Source organism: Nostoc sp. (genome assembly GCF_036917195.1).
GTDB lineage: Bacteria > Cyanobacteriota > Cyanobacteriia > Cyanobacteriales > Nostocaceae > Nostoc.
Map to the genome: position 1 here is coordinate 38,006 of NZ_JBALDG010000057.1, position 21,686 is coordinate 59,691.

Consider the following 21,686-nt stretch of genomic DNA (forward strand, 5'->3'; position numbering starts at 1 on the left):
CTCACGATCGCGCTCTTGGACGGTGTGCATCATGGCCAAATTTCAAGATATTGTCAATTACTTTCGCTCTGACTGGAAGCTAGGTCTTTTTAGTATTGCGACATCCGGCATTTACGAAATCATTGATTTGGTTGTCCCTTATGCGATTGGACAGATTTTAAATGTTTTGTCTGGTCAACCTTTGGATAAACCACTTGAAAGTACGATCGCAATTGTTTCAGACATAACCAATTACCCTGTTAATAAACTTCTATCTTTGGGTGTATTACTGGGTTTAATTTTTGTTGTCACCGTAGTGAAAGCGCCAACACAGCCCTGGTTGACTGTTTGGTTTCACTGGGATATAACTTTCAGGTCGCGTCGAAAGAAAACCGAAGCAGCTATCGCCAAAATTCTTACTCTCCCACTGGAATTTTATGACGAAAATAACCCCGGACGCATCGCTGGAAGAGTAGCTAGAGGTGTTGAGAACTTCACTTGGGCGTATCCCGAAATCGCCGGACAGTTGATTCCTAAACTGGTTCGTTTACTGGGAATTTTTGTGTTTATTTTGGTGATTGAGTGGCGAATTGCGATTTTATATCTAATTTCCTTTGTAATTATTCTCAGCTTCAGCTTGAAGGATTTACAGCAATTGATTAGCTACGAAAGTCGTCTAAATAAATATGCAGAGAATACCGAAAGCCGCAATTCTGAACTGATTACCAATATCAAAACAGTGAAAGCATTTGCTACAGAAGCTAGGGAACTGAAACGGCAAAAGCAACGTTTAGATCGTGAATTAATGATCCTTGATTATCGCATCCACAAAGGTTATGTGAAACTGGCTACTTGGCAAAGAACCATAATTCAGTTATGCGTGTTTACTATCCTGGGTTTGACTTTAGCAGCAACAATAGATGGGAGAATTTCTCTTGGTCACTTTGTCATGACCTTAACTCTTTCCAGCATGGCATATGCCGATTTAGAACCTATTACTAACTTGGCAGAAGTTTTCGCCCGTCGTTACTCTTCCATGCTGCGGTTTAACGAATTTCTCCAAGAGCCAACTCCATCTGATTCAGATAGTCTTTTAGAAGAGAGCAAGCAGGCAGAATCACCTTATAAATTTACTGGAAAAGTTGAGTTGTCACACCTCAGTTTTGGATATGATGCTAACCGTCAAGTTTTGCAAGATATTAACTTGTTGATTGAGCCATACCAAACAGTGGCATTAGTGGGGCGTTCCGGCTCTGGTAAGTCTACTTTAGTGAAATTGTTGTTGCGATATTTTGAACCTCAAGAAGGTCAAATTCTGATTGATGGTCAAGATATTCGCACTTTGGATGTGGGTAAATATAGACGGAGATTAGCGATCGTTCACCAAGAAGTAGACGTTTTTAACGGTACTATATTGGATAATCTCACCTACGGTAGACCAGATGCCAGCTTGGAGCAGGTTCAGGAAGCCTGTAAAATTGCCAGAGTGGATGAAGTCGTGCAGCATTTACCCCAAGGTTATTACACCGTCGTGGGAGAAAGAGGTGTCAGGTTATCTGGAGGACAAAGACAACGCTTGGGAATTGCCAGGGCGTTGCTAGTGGAACCAGACGTCCTAGTTTTTGACGAAGCCACGTCTAGCTTAGATTATGAGTCTGAGCGTTCGATTCAGCTAGCAATGCGAGCGATTCAGGGCACTTGTACCACCATCGTGATTGCCCATCGTCTAAGCACAGTGCGAGAAGCAGATAAAATTGTGGTTCTGGAGCAAGGAAAGATTGTAGAAGTGGGTAGCCACGATGAACTCTTGCGTCACGAGGGTATTTACCGCCGCTTGCACTCCCTGCAAGAAACAGGAGAACTGCTGAGTTAACTTATTCTTGCACCTGCTCAATCTCCAGCCAAGAAATTTATTTCTTGGCTGATAGCCTTAGTGGACTTAAGTGGACTGAAATCAATGCTATCAAAGGGTTTAAGTCCTTTTTAGAGAAATGCAAGTTATCAGCCATAGGTTAGAAAGCTATGGCAGTTTTTGATCCTGGTGCAATATAGCGCTGTGCAGTTGAGTGAGATACAAAAACTTTACTGAAATGATTTGACAGCAAGGATTTTGGTGTTCTCATCCAATCGATAGCGGCTATATCTAAGTTAAGGGACTTGCAAATAGCGTTAAAGAACTGGTGATCCAGCAACAAAATAAGATGCCAGGAGTTCAATTTCGCACCTATTCTGCGGCACAATTAATATTACCCAGTAGGGAATTTGCTCCGCTCCAACAAAAGCGTCAGCTAAAATCGAAGCGGCGACATATTGAAATTCGTTTTACCTGCTTAGGTGAAATGCGAGAAGTAAATAAAATAAATAATCCATTCACTACTGCTAAAATACTAATCAGTATTCAAAGTCTTCCAATAAGAAAAAACTAAGATTTACTCTTATCGGCTTCTTTCTGTGCCGCCTCACTGTATTTCTTATATAGTTGAGTCCGAATTTTAGCTTCCTGATAACGGCTGTGGTTTTGTGGCACCGTACCCATTAAATCTGAAGCCCGTTGCCACTTAGCAGCAATCTCTAACCACTGAGTTGAGGTTGTGGCTGTTTTACCAGATGCAGAAGCTTGGTTGGCAATTCGCACAGATATTGCAAATGGCTCATCAGATGGCTCAGAAAGGCTATTGTTAGGAGCACGGGATGGTGTCTGGGCTTTATTATCGTTAATATTTTCTGTAGTTAAAGATTTGGAAGTTTCTAGTTGCATTAGGTTTTTTAGTTTATTACCTAACTGAGCATAAACAACCCAACCAAGCAACAAAAGTGAGCATAAACCAGCCGCTGCTAATATCTTTTTTTTCGGTTTATTTTCGTGTTTTTCTTTGTTAATAAGTACTAAAGGACGAGAAACTGGAGCTTTAGGGAAATTTGGTTTTCCTAGTTCAGCTTGAGCTTCTGTGAAATCTTTAATTAGTTGCTTTAGAATATTGGGCTGAATTAATGTAATTTCCTGTGACCAAAGCAATTGGTTTTCGCGATCGCTATCTATTTCCTTTAACCAAAGTAATTGTTGTTCGCGAACAATTCGACTGTTGATATTGACTCGGCGAATGTGACGCGGGGCGATGGACTCAAGAATTTGCTGGATTTGTTCTACAAGGGGAGATTGCTCAAGTTGCTCTACCCTAGCCGCCTCGCACAGAAGTTGTAAGACACCATCAGAAAAAATGGCTCTAGTTCTGACACCAGACTTGGCTAGCTTTTCGTTCAATAGCTGAATAATCGCAGCAACGCTACCTTGGTGAGCCTGCCAAACGATATCATTTATCCGGTCTATCATCTGAAATTTAGTGATAGCTCTTCCACCCTGACTGATTAACGTATTCATTAATTTAGGGACTCTTTTCTACTGACCTTGATCTTGTCTTCGATTTTACGAGTAAAAAGATGAGTTGCCAAATAAAATCATAAAAATAGAGCCTCCCTTCTCGGTTCGGCAAAGACGGTTGATCACGCTAAGTTAATTGGACACTCTCACGCCTCGAAAGCGTGGGATTCTTGGGCTGAAACTGTGCTTTCAGGGTAACGCCCATGCTGGCGGATGAGCTACCTGTTTGACATAATACGTTATGATCTTTTTTAGCGATCGCCTTTGGTCAGGTTGAGGTAGGTGAATGGACTCTGCGATCATGCGAAGCACCCGCTAAGAGCGATGGTAAATGTATGGCTAGATAGTATCAGGGTCAACACCAAGCGATGTCTAACGACAAGCCGCTTCTCTACGAGAGGCTGCGCCAACGCCTCTACGTAAGTGTTCCTTCAACCTTTCCACCTGCCACTGGGCTTGTTCCTTGGTAAATCTTTCCTGTTTCAGCGCCTCTGCCAACTCCTCTGGAATCAGCAACTTTTCCCCAGTGTCTTCTCGATAAAAACCAATCAATTGTCCCTCTATTTGCAAGCGCAGCTGCAAAGGTTCACATCGACTATCTGTAATTGGCTCATACACCTCGCCTCGCAGCAGCCGATACCCTTGCAATTGCTGCTTAATCCACTCTCGCTTGGAGTCAAATAACCAGTATTCCAGTACCCCTAACTGCTCATACAGCGTCTTCTTGAAACCCGTGTCCTGGTTTTTAGTGCCCTCCGAGGTCATTTCAAAGATTACTACAGGTACTTGTCCCTCTCCCCATATCTTGTAATTATCTTTACCTCCGGGAGCAACATTAAAAATCACCATTACATCTAGAGCTACGCGTAACTTTGGAAAACCCTGAGCATAGTAGAGAAACTGGTTACTCAAAACCGTTGCTTGCCTACCCAGCAAATATTGCCTCAATACTCTAAAGTTGCCAGTAGAGCATCATATAAGTGAACATAACTTTCTACCAAAGGTTCACCATCCGAGCTTGGGTAAAAAACTTCTGTTGGTTGAGAACTGGGTAAGAGGCTAGTCATAATTAGCCACCTGATTGAGAGGATGAGTGCATGATTATATTATCTCAGAGACTTTCGTTGATATTTCTGGAACTGTTGCCTGTCAGGTATCGTTCACAAACCAAACAAAATAGTTGTATCAAGATAATTTTCTGAGTAACTCTCGTTTTTTTTGCTATATTGCCAGAATGACAAGACTATTTAGCACAACGATCGCTACATTAGAAGATATATAAATAAAAATCAATAATGATTTTTATTCATCCGCAGTTCACACAAAACCATGAGTGCAAGTACTATTATTTCCGACAATCCCCTACTTCAAGGCGTTGGTTTACCTCCCTTTGCAGAGATTAAACCAGAACGAGTAGTACCAGCCTTCAATCAGTTGCTGGCAGAACTTGACCAACAGCTTGCCACCTTAGAGACTAATGTAGAGCCTACTTGGAGTGGTTTAGTAGAACCCTTAGAAAAGCTAACTGAACAGCTTACCTGGAGTTGGGGGGTGGTGAATCATTTAATGGGTGTTAAAAATAGCCCCGAACTGCGCGAAGCTCATGAAATAGTACAGCCACTAGTCGTACAGTTTATCAACAAGCTTGGTCAAAGCCAACCCATCTATAATGCTTTTAAGGCACTCCGTACTAGTGATAGTTGGGCAACTTTAGAATTAGCTCAACAGCGCATTGTAGAAGCCGCGATTCGAGATGCTGAACTTTCTGGTGTTGGCTTAGAAGGAGAGGCAAGAGAGCGTTTCAACGCCATACAGATGGAATTAGCAGAACTTTCTACCAAATTCTCTAACCACGTACTTGATGCCACTAAAGCCTTCAGCCTAACCCTAACAACACAAGCGGAAATTGACGGTTTACCACCAAGCTTAGTGAGTTTAGCAGCCCAAGGTGCTCGTGCAGCTGGCGAAAGCAACGCCACACTTGAAAATGGCCCCTGGCGGATTACTTTAGACTTCCCCAGCTACGGCCCTTTCATGCAGCACAGCACCCGTCGAGATTTGCGCCAAAAGCTTTACAAAGCTTATATCACCCGCGCTTCTGGTGGCGATTTAGATAACAACCCCTTAATTGAGCGCATTTTGAAGTTGCGCCAAGAACTTGCAGATATACTAGGCTTTAAAAGTTTTGCTCAATTAAGCCTAGCTAGTAAAATGGCTCCCAATGTTGAGGCAGTCAACGCCCTGTTAGAAGAACTACGCCGCGCTAGTTATGATGCTGCTGTCAAAGACTTGGCAGAACTCAAAGCTTTTGCAGCGGCACAGGGAGCAGCAGAAGCTACGGATTTAAAACACTGGGATATCAGCTTTTGGGCAGAACGCCAACGAGAAGTAAAATTTGCCTTTACCGCTGAAGAATTGCGTCCCTACTTCCCCCTTCCCCAAGTGTTAGACGGCTTATTTGGACTAGTCAAGCGGCTGTTTGGCGTCACTGTCACCTGTGCCGATGGTCAAGCGCCAGTATGGCATGAGGATGTCCGTTATTTCCAAATTGCTGATGAAACTGGTTCTCCCATAGCCTACTTCTACTTAGACCCCTACAGCCGTCCAGCAGAGAAACGCGGTGGTGCTTGGATGGATGTGTGCATCAATCGGGGCAAAATCACTGAAAATGGTGTCACTGCCATCCGCTTACCTGTAGCTTATTTGGTGTGTAATCAAAGTCCTCCCGTAGATGGTAAACCTAGTTTGATGACTTTCTATGAAGTAGAGACTTTGTTCCACGAGTTTGGTCATGGATTGCACCATCTGCTCACTAAGGTTGACTATCCCGGAGCCGCAGGCATCAATAACGTAGAGTGGGATGCAGTGGAACTACCTAGTCAGTTTATGGAAAACTGGTGTTATGAGCGACCCACTTTGTTTGGAATGGCGAAGCATTACGAAACTGGTGAAGCCCTACCGGAGCATTACTATCAAAAGCTGCTAGCGGCGCGTAATTATATGAGTGGTACTGCCATGTTGCGGCAGATCCACCTGAGCAGTCTTGATTTAGAATTACACTACCGCTATCGCCCTGGTAATAATGAAACTCCGTCAGATGTGCGTCATCGCATAGCTAAGACTACTATGGTTTTACCACCACTTCCAGAAGATTCAATTTTATGTGCTTTTGGACATATTTTTGAGGGTGGTTATGCAGCAGGCTACTACAGCTATAAGTGGGCTGAGGTACTGAGTGCTGATGCTTTTGCCGCTTTTGAAGAAGCTGGGCTAGAAGATGAAGAAGCTATAAAAGCTACAGGTCAGCGTTATCGGGATACGGTGCTGGCACTCGGTGGTGGTCAGCATCCAATGGAGGTGTTTAAAACTTTCCGAGGTCGTGAACCAAGTACGATCGCTTTGCTTAGGCACAATGGTTTAGTCAGTGCTGCTGTAAACTAAACAACACCTCTGTAGGGACGTTGCATTGCAACGTCTCTACTGGCATCAAATCTTTGCAAACAATCTTTAGCTAGACATGGTTTGCCAACCTGGTAGACCTTATGGCGGGGTTGGTTGAGATTACAGGATATGTGTTAGGCTGCTGATTTGATTACACAACCACTTTATAAAGATGTTGGTAATCACAAGGCGTTAAAAAGGCTTGCTCTAGTTCCCTCTTTTTAAGGAGGGTTAGGGAGGATCATTTTTGCGTGGATATCGGCTCAATCCTAATAAGAAACCCCTCTGCTTTCGTCATAATAAAGTGATTACAAGGCAGAAGGGTTAATATTTTTATTTTTGTATAGGCAGATTTTAAGGATAATGCTGGCAAAAAACCAGTTTCTCTGATTTAAAACCCGCAAAAACCTATGTTCTGTTTATTTTAACCTGCCTACTCAGTTGGGCCTATTTCCAATCGGGAATCTCGGCATCTTCTCCACCAATCCCGATTCCAGTGTTAAATATTTCGGCATCAGTGAGATTGAGATCATTCATTGATGCTTTATACACATTAGAATCGTGAATCGTCGCGCGAGTAAAATTTACTCCGTTGAGATTGGTTTGCTTCAAATTCACATTGGTTACGTAAGCTGATGTTAAGTTAGCACCTGCTAAGTTTGCACCAGTTAAGTCAGCACCTTCGAGGTTAGCCCCTACAAGGTTAGCTCCTTGCAGCTTTGAGCCTCTCAAGTCAGCACCAATTAAATGAGCGCCACTGAGGTTAGCTCCCGATAGATTACACTGGACACATTCCCCAGTTGAAAGCAGTTTTTGTAAGTCCTGCGGATTCTCGGCTCTAACCGAGCTAGCGAAAAATAGGGGAGTTGCTAAGGCCATGGCCGCTAATAGCTGGAGTTTCATAATTTTCCCCCTTTAATAATCAAGTTGCGTCCGTTCTGTCCCTCACAACTCTATTATCTCACTAAACTTTCTGAGGTCAATCTATGCCTTTACAAGTTGGTTGTGATATGAAACAGGGATAAAAGTGAGATTACAAATGCCATTGATTCTGATTTTTGGCGATTTTTACTCGATAAACCCTAAAAAACTGCCAGTGTTAAATCACTGTTAAATCTTTTTAAAAGCTTGCACTACTCGCCATAATTTGGCTATTTTGATAAGTATTTATACTTTTTAGCAAATACTATTAGCTTAAGTCCTCAAAAATTCTCGCATATACTGATTAACCAATTCAGGTTGTTCTTGCTGCACCCAATGACCACAATTGGGAATATACTTGATTTGAAAGTCCCTAACATAGGTTGCGGTGTCGTAGGTTAGTTCCTTGCCGAGTGCAGTATCATTTTCTCCCCAAATCATCAGTGTTGGCACTTTTAAAATGCCCCTATTTGGATTTAGCATTCTCTGTTGAAAAATATTGCGGTAGTAGTTCAACATTGCTGTGAGGGCACCGCGTTTTGCAGCAGCATCTTTATAAGCGTCAATATCCGCTTTAGTGAAAGCCCTTTTGTTAACTGCTGTACCTTTAAAAACTGTTTCAATTGCTTGGTAATTTGAAGATTGTAAAAATAATTCTGGTAACCACGGTAGTTGAAAGATAAACATGTAGTAACTACGTAGCAACTGTTGGGGAGTACGTAAGCCTTGGGCAAATTTGGCAGGATGAGGCAGGTTAAGGATAATTAATTGTTCTACCATTTCGGGGTGAGCATAGACAAAATTCCAAGCGATCGCACCACCCCAATCATGTCCAACTAATACACATTTTTGGTATCCTAATCCTTTAATTACTCCTTCAACATCTTGGATAAATTCATCCATTACATAAGCTGATTGCTCATTTGGTTTATCACTATCGTTGTAGCCACGCAAGTCAAGGGCGACGACTTTAAAATCTTGGGCAAATTCTGGTATTTGATGCCGCCAAGAGTACCAAAACTCAGGAAAACCATGCAACATCAATATTAAGGGGCCTTCACCTTGAGTAACGTAGTGTAGTTTCACCCCATTAGTAGTTATATAATCGTGTTTCCAATAACTTTCTATTAAAGACATAATTAATCAAATATTAACATTATCAAGTACTAAATAATCATACTGCACTTAATAAGTGTAATATTATTTTGAGCAAACTCACATCTATTGAAAGACAGTATTACGATAGTGATGTACAGTAACAAACCCTATGAAACCTTACGCATTACATTTATAGTGTTGCATGGATAGCCCCTACAGACTTTCGTCAGCTAAAAAGTTTCGCGTTAATTTAGATACAATTATTTTTCATCAGCCACCAAGAGCGCAAATATGCGATCGCTTTTTCTTTTTGTTTGGCTTCGACTTCGATCCACGGTGCTTGGTGGTAGACGTTGGGCATATCGGTAATCAAGTCGCTGTGTTTTCTATCATTGAAAGCTTGTTCACCATTGGAAATATGGACTAATTGCCAATCTGGATTTGTCCAAGTTTCTTGCGCTGCATAAAACATGGATGCTACACTCGGATGATCGTAGCTATCTAAATTTTCGTGACAAATATGGTGATGGGCATCAAATACCATCGGCACGCCACTTTGCTGACATACTGCTAAAATTTCATTGGCGCTATAGGCATATTCATCATTTTCTAGAGTCAAGCGGCTTTTGATATTTTCTGGTAGTGAGGAAATTACTTTTACTAGTTGTTCAGCACGTTGAGATTTGCCACCATGAATATTCATCAATGACCAAGGCGATCGCGATAAGCCCAGTAAGTCAAGTGTGCGGGAATGTCCTGCTAGATTATTGATACTTGCTTGTACCACTGAGGAAGAATCAGAACTCAACACTACAAATTGATCTGGATGCAACACGATTCTTATACTCAATGCATTTGCTCGTTGACCGATTGTTGCTAAATCAGCGCTCATTGCCTCTAATATATTTGCACCGATTTCGTCTTCTAAGTCACTTAGAGGAAATAAATTAGAAGACATCCGATACAGCTGAATTTGATTCTGCTGACAAAACGAGAGGGCGTCATGCAAGCGTTGTAAGTTATGCTGATACAGTTCACTCAGGGCGCTTTCACGTTCACTAAGGGAAAGTTTTAAGTAACGTGTGCGCGTCATTGTCCGAAAGCGCACTTGTTTGTCAGAAGTGATGCAAACTAGTCCTAAGTTGGGCAGTATAGTTTTTTGACACTGCTGTGGATTAGGTAAATTTTGGAACTCGATTACAGTCATTAACTATATTTACTAACTGCTGTTTATTTTGAAGATTTATTAATTTAAACAAGTTTTGCCATTGACCTACGACTACCTAAAGAATGAACTCTTAAGTTACGGCACTCCACTAATTTCACTTCGGTAAATAAAGCCCAGTGCTATCATTGGGACAAGCATGGCTTTTGGGTATTGTGGCACTAGTACCGCTGCGCGGAAGTCAAAAGGAGCCAGTGCGTTGGGCGGCTCTGCCGACTTGTTCGCGCAGCGTCTCCTTTAGGAGAAGCAACTGGCGTTCAAGAGTCAAAAGTCAAAAAGCTCGAATTTCGCGGCTTTGAGCGATTTGGAATGGGTAGTTTATTTTTGCCGATGTGTACTAGGTTTGGTTGCCTATGGGATTTACACAATAATACAGGCGCGGTATCGTCGGCTAATCAATGTTTAGATAGTGCAGCGCCGAGAATTTCAATTTATAGAAATGGCAATAATAGAAACACGTGGTATCTGGCTGACCACTACTGATAGTAAAGTTCTCAGGTCAAAACAACGCATTGCTGAGGCGATGGATTTCCTTGCCGAGACAGGATTTAATGTGGTATTCCCCGTTGTTTGGAACAAGGCAGTAACTTTATATCCTAGTCAAACAATGCAGCAGACATTTGGAGTTGAAATTGACCCGATGTCTCTAGGCCGCGACCCTTTAGAAGAAGTGGTAGTTGAGGCGCGGCGAGTTGGGTTGAAAGTCATTCCTTGGTTTGAATACGGTTTTGCCAGTTCCTACAATTTGAATGGTGGTGTACTTCTACAGAAAAAACCGGAATGGGCTGCCCGTGATTGTAAGGGCAACTTACTGAAGAAAAATGGCTTTGAGTGGTTGAATGCACTAGACCCCCAGGTGCAGGAATTCTTGTTGAACTTGGTGCTGGAGGTTGTGAAAAATTACGATGTGGATGGCGTCCAAGGTGACGATCGCTTCCCTGCATTCCCCTGTGAAGGTGGCTATGACGAGGAAACTCTCACCCGCTATCGTCAAGAATTTAATCGCAATCCGCCACAGAACCCCAAGGATAGGCAATGGTTACAGTGGCGGGCAGATATTCTCACTGAGTTCTTGGCGCGTCTCTACCGGGAGGTGAAAGCGGTGAATTCTAACTTGCTAGTAGCGATCGCACCTAATATTTATGATTGGGCATTCCAGGAATATCTGCAAGACTCGCCCGCATGGCTGAAGCGGGGAATAGTTGATCTGATTCACCCGCAGATTTATCGTCGTGACTTTAGGAGTTACCCTGCGATCGCTGATAAACTGGTAAACCAGCAGTTCACAGATACGACGTTGCTGAAGTTAGCACCGGGAATTTTGATGAAGCTTGGCTCTTATTGTATTAGTCCAGAATATCTGGTGCAGGCAATTGAATACAATCGCCAACTTGGTATTCAAGGAGAGGTATTCTTTTTTTACGAAGGTTTGCGAGAGAATAACAATACCCTAGCTAAAGTTTTGCGAAATGGGTCTTATGCTAAGTCTGCATCATTTCCTACTCTGTCAGATTTGAGTGCGGCTGATGTGAGTAACAAGAGGACATCTTCTATTTGGCAAGGGGTGGAAAGGTTGTTAAAAAAGATTTTTTAAGGGAAAAGGCGCATGGAATTTAAATTGCCAGTGGAACGGGTAATTAAGACTCTAAAACAGGATTTACCAACACTTTTTCAAAAAGATATCTCCTATGACATCTATACACAGGATATCTACTTTAAAGATCCGGTAAATACATTCAAATACAAATTTAACTATCGGATTATATTTTGGACTTTACGATTTCACGCTCGGCTATTTTTTACCCAAATTTCTTTTGATGTGCATGAGGTTTATCAGTCAGCCGAAGACACGATTTTAGCAAAGTGGACAGTGCGGGGAGTGTTACGCGTTCCCTGGAAAGCTGGTTTGCTTTTTAATGGCTATTCAACGTATAAACTCAACCAAGATAATTTGATATACGAGCATATCGACACATGGGATCGTAAACCAGGGGAAATTTTAAAGCAGTTTTGGCAAAAAGGAGGAGAGAGCTAATTTAGATACATGGTGAGTTAAAAATTTATCCAGAACAAGCTGAGAAACGCCGAAATCAGAAATTAATGCACGTCATCAGTCGGAAAAAGCTACGACAATTCTGCCAAAAACACGCTGATTGCTGTGAAGCACTTGATGACTGGTACATAACTGCTAGTAAAGCAGACTGGGGTAATTTGTTAGAAGTTCAAACTATTTATCCTAAAGCCGAAGCAGTAGGCGAGTTTATAGTTTTCAACATCAAAGGTAATAAATACCGCTTAATTGCTAGTATTAATTATGAAAAGCAGGTCATCTATATAAAATATGTCTTAACTCATGCCGAATATGACAAAGACTACTGGAAAAATGACCCTTACTTTTAACTCAGACATTTACAGCCAATTGCTGTCTCAACATCAACCTCGGATTGTCAAGACAGAAGAGGAAAACGAGAGGTTTTTAGAAACTGTTGAAGAACTGCTTTCTCGTTCCCATCTGACTCCTGAAGAGGATGCTTTGTTGGAATTATTGGTAAAACTGATTGAGGATTTTGAAGAAAAACATTATCAGCTTAATGTTTCAACACCTCGTTCAAGACTCAAACATTTGATGGAAGCTAGGAGTTTGGAACAAGCTGATTTGGTAGAAATTCTTGGTTCGAGCGAGATTGTTACTAAAATCATTGATGGCGAGTTAGAAATCACGAAAGAACAAGCTGAGGCTTTGGGAAAGTTTTTTTATGTTAATACAAGTTTGTTTATTTTAGAATAAGTTATTAGTTAGTCTTATACCGCTAGAAAATTATTTTAAAGATATTAAACTAGCGGTATTGTAGATAATTGATATGATACACAAATATCATTACTTATTTTGCAACAGCCAATCTACCAATTCTTGATAAGCACCACATAGTTGCTTTTTGAGAGCATCGCGCTCATGCCAGCTAACTGGGTTTGTTGGATCTAAAATTTTATCTAACCGAGTATGAGCTTCTATACTTGATGATCTCAAATCATGACACTTGAGTAACCCACTAGCAAATATCCTAAGTTTTTGTTCTTGACTATGAATGTGTTGCATTCTGCTTGGTAAAGACATTTTTGCAACATCTTCCCTACTGGGTTTCAACTTTAGTTTCTCTACAAGTATGGGATAGAGTAATTCTTCATGGAACAAATCTAACTGAGACGCATATCTCGAAGCGTTAGAAAGGTATGATTTATCTGATTGCCATAGAAAATCAGTTGCACGTTGATATGCCAAACCTAGTAAAGCATGAAAGTCTACTGACTGAGAAAAGTTGACTCTGTAAAATCTTGTAAAAATGTACCGTATGTAGCATGGTTGAAGATGAGGCAACGAATTATCATACCCTCTGGCAGAGTTTCTCAAGTATTCACTGAGTTGCTGGGTTTCATCAAGACCCAATTTCTTTATTGTTAGACCATGTTCAACGTATAGCTGGTATAGCAAAGTATCAATCACAATTGGTGACTTGTCATAAATGCTCTGTTTGAGAATGCATAGAGCTTCATGCTCATCAATTGCCAGTCGTAAGGCTTGAATAATTGCTGTACGTCTTACTGATGGACTATATGAAGAAGATGAAATTACGTTGAGCAAAACACTCATGTTCTCTTGGTTATCTCCTAACGCCATTACAGCAGCACAAAGTAAGGGCCAGTCCCGCTTATTATCAGTTAGCCATTTTCTAAATAAACCATGATGATAACGAAGTGAAAAATTCTGGCGCATCAAAGTTTCAATTGCAAATGTTACAGTGCTGTCATATACACTATGTATAGCAATAATATTTTTATCAAGAAACTCAAGAGCATCTTTATCAAGTTCGCATTTTCTTAAATATTGATGTAACGACTGGGTAAGCCAAGGTTTATCGAGCAAGTATGGTAGTATTGCAGTTACAATTGCAGGATTCGGATCTAAACGATACAGACAGAACTTTAAATGACGTTCAGCAAACGGATTATTTCCACCAGCATCAATAGACTTTTTTGATTGCCAAAACAACTCAAGTAAATCTTCTTGTAATCCCGAAGTAGCTATTAATAAATCTAGGCTGCGATTGCCTATTTCACAATCCTCACCTAAAAGAGCAACGTCATGTAATGATGGTTCTGCTAAAGAATCAGGTAATGTTGTGTCTGGTATCTCATTTAGCTCACGAAATCTGCGATCTACTTCTGATAGTTTAGATGCCATTCGATCCGCTTCTTCGGCAAAATTGCTAATTTGACGTACTGTGGTTTTAGTAGTTTGTATAAGGAGTCCTAAAGTTTTTAAGGTTCTGTCAATTCTGATAAGTCCTTGCTGAACTGCTTCTCTAGTTCTGGCAAGTAACCTAATGTCATCTACATATCGAATATAGTGGTACTCTTGGACAGAAAGTTCCCTGTCAAATCCATACAGGAAAAGATTTGCGAAGAAATCTGATGCCAAGCACCCTTGTGGGAGTCCACGATTGATTGTTTCTCCTCCTTTAACTGAAGCCCAGATAGGTAAGTATGTGCGGAGATGTTCCGCTGTTAGGTCATCAACTAGCTGTTGTTCACGCAGATACTTGATCAACATGGTTTGGTCTATCGTCTCGTAAAAAGCGGCCATGTCTGTTTCTGCTAACCAAACATTACCTTCTTCATACAGAGTTTGAAACTTTTTTTGGAAAAGGCGATACTGTATTTTCCAGGGCATAAACATAGGTTTCTGTACTGGAGCAGACAAAACATTAGCAAAAGACTGTCGATTAGCTGCTGTAGACAAAATTGGTCTAGCCTTTTCAGCCACAACATTAGCTATGGCTTGATAGACAACACGATCGCTAACTGCCAGTATTGCCATTGGACGCAAAGTCTGAGATGCCTTGGGAAGATACTTAATTTCTGGGTATGAAGCTTCAAAAGTTCTCCCCGTCAAAGTTTGTCTGAGTAGTTCAAGGTTGTGGTCACGATTGGCAGCAAATACTTTTAGGCCAATCCAGTCTCGTGAATCAGAGCGATCAAAGTAGCGAACACGCTCCCAAGCAAGTTTGAGATTATCAAGGCTGATAAAGCTATCATATATTGAAGTACTAGTGTTCATTTGTAACAATAATTACTTGTGGGCAGTTTCAATTATATTGCACTACATTGATAATACAATTAATTACACATTTATTAAAGTGAAGCCCAAAGTAAAGTTTTCAATAATCTACATGAGATACTTTAATTTTCAATAACACACCTCACCGCCCTACTACTTCTTCAGCGTCGGATACTGTTTCAAAACCTGTTGCAAATATTGTCCAGTATAAGACTTGGAATTTTTTGCAACTTCCTCCGGTGTCCCCACAGCAATCAATTCTCCCCCTTTGTCGCCACCTTCTGGCCCCAAATCTATCACCCAGTCAGAACAACGAATTACATCTAAGTTGTGTTCAATTACTAAAATTGAATTGCCTTTATCCACCAATCTTTGCAACACATCCAATAACTTATGGACATCGTAAAAAGATAACCCTGTTGTCGGTTCATCTCTCTATAACAGTAGCTTTTTTATCCAATACTATTATTAGTGTACTGAATATATTTTTTATGAACTAAGAAAACCTTTGGTGTTATAAGCACTCTGAGGGTTTTACTGTAGATAATTAGCTATATCGCTATAATCCCGCCCTCTCTAGAACCAGATATGTTGTGGGTGTTGAGCCGACCTCAAAAGTACCGTTAGGAGGGTAGTTAAACCAATAATGTTTTTCCACCAATTGGTTGATGATATAAAGCCATTAGCTTGCTAGCATTTAAAGTTTCTACGGCATAAGCTTTTCCTGTTAAGTCGCTAAATTCTACTTCAAAAACTCCAGGTTCATATTCTTCTACAATCGTTCCTACTTGACCGCGATGCAATCCCAATTCTGCTAAGTCTTCAGTTAGAGCAACCACATCTAATAATTTCATTGGTATTACCTCATTGCTTAGATTACATAACAGGTGACTAGGCGGGGGAAGCCTTCATTATTACGCACTATCCAAACGCTTTGAATAATTGCTTGTTTATCTGAACGATTTAGGGGAAAATCAATGATATATTTTTGACCGTATGAATTTTTTTTACCAAGGATAGCATCATAATTTGCTACAGCTTGTAAAAGGATCGCTTGTAATTCTTTTGCATCATCTAAATTTAAGTCTAGTGCAGATTTAAATACACGAGCTTTGTGTTTTCCCTCTGGATGTTCTGGGTTGAGACAGTAACCCACGATTTTATCCATTTCAACGATAGCGCATTCACGGTTAGGAAGTTTCATAATACGTTTGCTACAACCTTCTCCGCTTTTTTAACCTAAATATGACCTGTATCTAATGCACCCTACTTGGAAAAGACTAAGATTTCATCGCCGGATACTGTTTCAAAACCTGCTGCAAATATTGTCCAGTATAAGACCTGGGATTTTTTGCAACTTCCTCCGGTGTCCCCACAGCAATCAATTCTCCCCCTTTGTCGCCACCTTCTGGTCCCAAATCTATCACCCAGTCAGAACAACGAATTACATCTAAGTTGTGTTCAATTACTAAAATTGAATTACCTTTATCTACCAATCTTTGCAACACATCCAATAATTTATGGACATCGTAAAAAGATAACCCTGTTGTCGGTTCATCGATTAAATAAAGTGTCTTACCTGTGGCGCGTCGAGATAGTTCTGTTGCCAATTTCACCCGTTGTGCTTCACCACCAGATAAGGTAGTCGCAGGTTGTCCTAGTTGGACATAACCCAACCCGACATCAAATAAAGTTTGCAAACGCGCGATCGCTTTGGGAATATTTTGAAAAAAGTCTAAACTTTCCTCAACTGTCATTCTCAAAACATCAGAAATAGACTTATCCTTGTACTTTACCTGCAATGTTTCACGGTTGTATCTTGCACCTTTACAAATTTCGCATTGCACGTAAACATCTGGGAGAAAGTTCATTTCAATAACATTCACACCCTGTCCGCTACAAGCTTCGCAACGTCCACCTTTAACGTTAAAAGAAAATTGTCCAGGTTTGTAGCCCCTAGCTTTGGCTTCTACTGTTTGGGAAAACACATCCCGAATTGCATCGAAAATTCCTGTGTAAGTTGCAGGGTTAGAACGTGGTGTGCGTCCAATAGGTGATTGGTCGATAACGATCGCTTTATCAATCGCATTCAATCCCTGAATTTTATCCAAATGTCTCGGTAAGGGAACTTTCTTAGTTAAATGATGTTGCAGAGATGGATACAGTAATTCGTTAATCAGGGTAGATTTGCCAGAACCAGACACACCAGTAATAGAGACAAGTTTACCTAATGGAATTTCTACATCTATATTTCTTAAATTGTTGCGATGGGCATTTTGAATTCCCAAACTGCGCCCATTTCCTTCTCGGCGTTCTGCTGGTGTGGTAATTACCCGTCTTCCTGATAAATAAGCACCCGTCAAGGAATCTTCTGCTGCTAATAACGCCTGAAAATCACCTTGGGCGATAATATTTCCGCCGTGAATTCCTGCACCAGGGCCAATATCAACTATGTAGTTAGCTGCACGAATTGTTTCTTCATCATGTTCAACAACAATTAATGTATTACCTAAATCACGCAATTTCGTTAAGGTTTTGAGCAACCTGCCATTATCTCGTTGATGCAAACCAATACTCGGTTCATCTAAAACGTAGAGAACTCCTGTTAAACCAGAACCAATTTGTGTTGCTAGACGAATTCGTTGGGCTTCCCCACCAGAAAGGGTCATGGCGGGACGATCAAGGGTAAGGTAATCTAAACCTACATCTAACAAAAATTGCAATCTAGCTTTGATTTCTCTCAGGACTAAATCAGCAATTTGCAACTGGCGATCGCTCAACTTGAATTGCTCAATTCTCTCTCGACAATCCCGAATCGATACGCCAGTTAATTCTAAAATTCCATATTGTCCCAACTTCACCGCCAAGGCTTCCGGTTTTAACCGTTTTCCCTGACAAACTTCACACGGCTGATCAATTAAAAACTGCTCTAATTTTTGCTTAACTAATTCCGAACCACCCTCATACTGCCGTTGCAAAATTGGAATAGCACCTTTAAAACTCTGCTTCCTCTGAGCCTCTGCGGTTCGTTCATTTTTCTCTCCATACAAAATAGTTTGCTGCTGTTCTTCTGTCAGCTTGCTCCAATTTGTCTGTAACTCAAACCCATAAATCTGTCCCACACTATAGAGTAATTCCAGATAATAAGAATTATCTTTTTCTGACCAAGGTGCGATCGCCGCATAAACTGGCGCTTCTGGGTCAGGTATGATCAAGTCTGGCGCAAATCTTCTTAAAGTCCCGATTCCATGACAGTGCGGACAAGCACCATAAGGTGAGTTAAAGGAGAATAATCGCGGCGATAGTTCCTCCATTACCGCGCCATGTTCTGGACAAGCAAAATTTTCCGAAAATACTAATTCTTCTTCTTTTTCTTGTCCATCGTCACCAAGTAAACTCACAAGAATCGCCGCAATACCACCCGATTGCTTGAGACATGTAGACAGGGAATCAACCAAACGCTCTTGAATACCAGCCTTTTTCACCAAGCGGTCAATTACCACTTCGATGGTGTGGGTAAAATTTTTATCCAATTCAATCGAATCTGACAGTTCGCGGATCTCGCCATCGATCCGCACGCGGACAAAACCTTGAGAAGCCAGACTTGACAAAAGCTTACGGTGTGTGCCTTTTTTTCCCCGGACAACAGGTGCAAGGATTTGAAAGCGGGTGCGGTCTGGTAATTCCATAATCCGATCGCACATCTCATCGATTGTCTGGGGTGCAATACAGCGATCGCATATCGGACAATGGGGTTCACCAGCCCGACCAAACAATAGCCGCAAATAGTCGTAAATCTCTGTCACCGTACCCACAGTGGAACGGGGGTTATGAGAGGTTGACTTTTGGTCAATGGAAATTGCTGGACTTAAGCCTTCAATCGCTTCCACATCCGGCTTATCCAGTTGTCCTAAAAATTGCCGTGCGTAGGCGCTGAGGGATTCCACGTAGCGACGTTGCCCTTCAGCGAAAATTGTATCAAACGCCAGGGAAGACTTACCAGAACCAGAAACGCCAGTGAAGACAATCAGGCGATCGCGTGGCAATTCCAAGTCAATATTTTTCAGATTATGCTGCCTAGCACCCCGAATCCGAATGGTATTCTGGCTGTTCTGGCTGGGGTAGGGAAGATGTCCGTTCAAGGATGCTGCTAGCTGTTTGTCTGACATATTGGGCGGCGAAGAGGGAGTTTCCTATGAAACAGTCCTTAATAATACTATCTTTAATCAGTTTATAGTAGAACAATCGTACTGTTTTAGTTAGTTCTTCCTCCAGATTCATCCCGCAGACATCCTTAAGAGTCTGCTAATTTGGAAGCATCCCGATTTAAATCCTTCTGAGGGTGAAGCTATGGTATTGCAAATCCAACCGCCTACCCAGCCAGAGGTCATCTACCCCGATAGTGATGGACAACCAGTGGCAAATAATACCATACAGTTTGGCTGGATTGTAGAAATTAAGCAGAACATAGAGTGGCTATTTGCTGACGATCCAAATGTATTTGTCGCTGGGGATTTATTTTGGTATCCGCTAGAGGGACGCAACAAAATTGTTAACGCCCCAGATGTGATGGTGGTATTGGGTAGACCAAAAGGCGATCGCCTGTGCTACCAACAATGGAAAGAGGAGGGAGTTGCACCACAAGTAGTGTTTGAAATTCTTTCTCCCAGCAACACCCAAACTGAAATGGACAAGAAATTACTTTTCTATGATCGCTATGGGGTAGAAGAATACTACATTTACGATCCTGATCGGAATAATTTGCGTGCATGGTTGCGTGGTGAAGACGGTTTAGATGTCATCCCCCTAATGGAAGATTGGGTGAGTCCTCGGTTAAAAATTCGCTTTGCTCCATTACCAGTGGGTTTGCAGCTATATCGTCCCGATGGAGAACGGTTTTTAACTTACACAGAAATTTCTCGTAACGCCGAGCAAGAACGACAACGAGCCGAGCAAGAACGACAACGAGCCGAGCAAGAACGACAACGGGCGGAACTTGCAGAACAAGCCAGAAGAGATGCCATACCCCGATTATTACAAATGGATTTGAGCATCGAACAGATTGCCCAAGCTTTGGGATTGTCAGTGGAAGAAGTGCGATTGCTTGCTCAGGAGTAACGCCATGTGCAATTTTTTAATCAAGCTATTAGAAATTGAAGTTGTAATTGAGATATTCTGATTATGCTAGCCAATACAGCCACCTATGAAGTTACTTGGGAAAAGTTACCTGATGATTTTGTTTTAGACGACGAGCCAGTGGATAACATTAATCAGCCAGCCTTGGCCGCGGCTTTAACAGAAAGCTTAGAACTAGCTGGAAGATTGCCAGTCAACGCCTTAACCATGACTAACTATGGTATTTGTGCCACCTTGAATCGCCAATTTGTAGTCAAAGCACCAGATTGGGGATATGTGCCCTCAATTCGGGTGTCAAGAAAGGAGGTTAATCGCAGTTATACTCCTAAACTTCAGGGTGATATTCCTGTAATTGTGATGGAATTTCTCTCAGACACTGAAGGTAGTGAGTATTCTATTAAACCAACCTATCCTCCTGGAAAATGGTTTTATTATGAGCAGATTTTACAAGTACCAAACTATGCCATTTTTGAACCAGACGGCGGAGTTTTAGAAGTTTATCGGTTGGATGATTCAGGACATTATCAACTAGAGTCCGCAGACGTAAATAACCGTTACTGGATTGCTGAAATGAACCTGTTTCTAGGTATCTGGCAGGGAGGGCGAGAAAATCGCACAGGTTATTGGTTGCGTTGGTGGAATGAAAATGGAGAGTTATTGTTGTGGGGTTCGGAGTTAGCAGCAAAAGTACAGCAAGAGAAAAATGCTGCTCAAGAGCGTGCAGAACAAGAACGCCAGCGTGCAGAACAAGAACGCCAGCGTGCAGAACAATTAGCAGCCCAGTTAAGAGCCTTGGGAGTCGAACCGGAAGTTTAAGATATTACTTCAAAGCGATGTCTACGATGGTCACTGAGCGGCTGGTGAGCGCAGTCGAACTATGTCGTACCCCTACGGGGAAGCAAGCTAGCAAGAGCGTCTCGTAGAGAAGTGCGGGCTACGCCTACGCATTTGCAACTAAAGAAAGTAGCAATATAGCGCTTCCTATTCAAACGCAGTACAACATTACATCGCTGGAACAGCAAAAGCTGTTTGGATTAGTCAAAACCAGGCGTCAGCGTCACCCTTGAGATTGACGCTTGCACCTAACAAATTTGGGCAAAACCTTCTTAAGTTGACATTAATAGATATTATGCAGGACTTACGCAAGATATTTGTGGTAGCTTTAGTTTGCAGGTTTGTGAAAATGGGATAGTAAGGTAAGTATTTGCCTTTTAATCATCATCATTCACCCTTGGATCTCGGTTGTTGCAGTTCAGAGGTCGAACTTCCGAGTTGAAAGGTCGGAGCTCTGAGTAAAAAGGTCGGAGTTCTGAGTAAAAAGGTCGGAGTTTCGAGTAAAAAGGTCAAAGTTCCGAGTAAAAAGGTCAAAGTTCCGAGTAAAAAGGTCGAAG

At 41.6% G+C, this 21,686-nt stretch carries 17 protein-coding genes and 1 pseudogene; 8 read left to right on the forward strand and 10 right to left on the reverse strand.

Translation table 11 applies throughout. The features are described from left to right. Nucleotides 1-31: 31 nt before the first annotated feature. Entirely contained in the window at nt 32-1,852 is a 1,821-nt protein-coding gene (locus V7K40_RS18170; RefSeq protein WP_334962028.1) for an ABC transporter ATP-binding protein, read from the forward strand. A gap of 549 nt (nt 1,853-2,401) precedes the next feature. Here V7K40_RS18170 and V7K40_RS18175 read toward each other — a convergent pair. Together V7K40_RS18175 and V7K40_RS18180 are read right to left on the reverse strand one after the other, a co-directional pair. Then, a complete protein-coding gene (locus V7K40_RS18175; RefSeq protein WP_334962029.1) occupies nt 2,402-3,358 on the reverse strand; it encodes a hypothetical protein in 957 nt (318 codons plus the stop codon). Between the two features lie 372 nt (nt 3,359-3,730). Continuing rightward, nucleotides 3,731-4,425 (reverse strand): annotated as a pseudogene (locus V7K40_RS18180) (Uma2 family endonuclease). A gap of 262 nt (nt 4,426-4,687) precedes the next feature. Here V7K40_RS18180 and V7K40_RS18185 point away from each other — a divergent pair. Then, nucleotides 4,688-6,799 (forward strand): M3 family metallopeptidase, encoded by a 2,112-nt coding sequence (locus V7K40_RS18185; protein ID WP_334962031.1) that lies wholly within the window; start codon nt 4,688-4,690, stop codon nt 6,797-6,799. A gap of 447 nt (nt 6,800-7,246) precedes the next feature. On the opposite strand, the gene V7K40_RS18190 is transcribed toward V7K40_RS18185, so the two are convergent. The 3 genes from V7K40_RS18190 to uvsE form a co-directional block, all read right to left on the reverse strand. After that, a complete protein-coding gene (locus V7K40_RS18190; protein WP_273766479.1) occupies nt 7,247-7,702 on the reverse strand; it encodes a pentapeptide repeat-containing protein in 456 nt (151 codons plus the stop codon). Between the two features lie 291 nt (nt 7,703-7,993). Further along, nucleotides 7,994-8,857, reverse strand: coding sequence for an alpha/beta hydrolase (locus V7K40_RS18195; protein WP_334962033.1), 864 nt, complete (start codon nt 8,855-8,857; stop codon nt 7,994-7,996). A gap of 211 nt (nt 8,858-9,068) precedes the next feature. Beyond that, nucleotides 9,069-10,025: a UV DNA damage repair endonuclease UvsE gene (uvsE, locus tag V7K40_RS18200; RefSeq protein WP_334962035.1), complete on the reverse strand. Its 957-nt coding sequence runs from the start codon at nt 10,023-10,025 to the stop codon at nt 9,069-9,071. 457 nt (nt 10,026-10,482) lie between these two features. Between uvsE and V7K40_RS18205 the strand changes: the two genes are divergently transcribed. From V7K40_RS18205 to V7K40_RS18220, 4 genes are all read left to right on the forward strand, one after another. Continuing rightward, a complete protein-coding gene (locus V7K40_RS18205; protein WP_334962037.1) occupies nt 10,483-11,637 on the forward strand; it encodes a family 10 glycosylhydrolase in 1,155 nt (384 codons plus the stop codon). Between the two features lie 12 nt (nt 11,638-11,649). Next, nucleotides 11,650-12,078: a DUF2358 domain-containing protein gene (locus tag V7K40_RS18210; protein WP_334962039.1), complete on the forward strand. Its 429-nt coding sequence runs from the start codon at nt 11,650-11,652 to the stop codon at nt 12,076-12,078. Between the two features lie 65 nt (nt 12,079-12,143). Then, complete coding sequence (locus V7K40_RS18215) at nt 12,144-12,443, forward strand: type II toxin-antitoxin system HigB family toxin (protein WP_334962041.1); 300 nt, start codon at nt 12,144-12,146, stop codon at nt 12,441-12,443. Further along, complete coding sequence (locus V7K40_RS18220; RefSeq protein ID WP_334962043.1) at nt 12,427-12,831, forward strand: transcriptional regulator; 405 nt, start codon at nt 12,427-12,429, stop codon at nt 12,829-12,831. The genes V7K40_RS18215 and V7K40_RS18220 overlap by 17 nt, the downstream gene beginning before the upstream one ends. Nucleotides 12,832-12,921: 90 nt before the next feature. Here the strand turns inward: V7K40_RS18220 and V7K40_RS18225 are convergent, their stop codons facing one another. The 5 genes from V7K40_RS18225 to uvrA all read right to left on the reverse strand — a co-directional run bounded on the left by V7K40_RS18225 (nt 12,922) and on the right by uvrA (nt 19,328). Further along, nucleotides 12,922-15,159: an RNA-directed DNA polymerase gene (locus V7K40_RS18225; RefSeq protein ID WP_334962045.1), complete on the reverse strand. Its 2,238-nt coding sequence runs from the start codon at nt 15,157-15,159 to the stop codon at nt 12,922-12,924. A 153-nt stretch (nt 15,160-15,312) separates the two neighbouring features. Further along, nucleotides 15,313-15,540 (reverse strand): hypothetical protein, encoded by a 228-nt coding sequence (locus V7K40_RS18230; RefSeq protein ID WP_334962047.1) that lies wholly within the window; start codon nt 15,538-15,540, stop codon nt 15,313-15,315. A gap of 254 nt (nt 15,541-15,794) precedes the next feature. Continuing rightward, complete coding sequence (locus V7K40_RS18235) at nt 15,795-16,013, reverse strand: DUF4926 domain-containing protein (RefSeq protein WP_334962049.1); 219 nt, start codon at nt 16,011-16,013, stop codon at nt 15,795-15,797. Between the two features lie 17 nt (nt 16,014-16,030). Then, the gene (locus V7K40_RS18240; RefSeq protein ID WP_334962051.1) at nt 16,031-16,363 is read right to left on the reverse strand and encodes a DUF6883 domain-containing protein; all 333 of its coding nucleotides are present in this window, start codon (nt 16,361-16,363) and stop codon (nt 16,031-16,033) included. 76 nt (nt 16,364-16,439) lie between these two features. Further along, the gene (gene uvrA, locus V7K40_RS18245) at nt 16,440-19,328 is read right to left on the reverse strand and encodes an excinuclease ABC subunit UvrA (protein ID WP_334962053.1); all 2,889 of its coding nucleotides are present in this window, start codon (nt 19,326-19,328) and stop codon (nt 16,440-16,442) included. 181 nt (nt 19,329-19,509) lie between these two features. Between uvrA and V7K40_RS18250 the strand changes: the two genes are divergently transcribed. Next, nucleotides 19,510-20,277, forward strand: a complete 768-nt coding sequence (locus V7K40_RS18250) for a Uma2 family endonuclease (protein WP_334962055.1) — start codon at nt 19,510-19,512, stop codon at nt 20,275-20,277. Nucleotides 20,278-20,340: 63 nt separating this feature from the next. Then, a complete protein-coding gene (locus V7K40_RS18255) occupies nt 20,341-21,111 on the forward strand; it encodes a Uma2 family endonuclease (protein ID WP_334962057.1) in 771 nt (256 codons plus the stop codon). Nucleotides 21,112-21,686 lie beyond the last annotated feature (575 nt).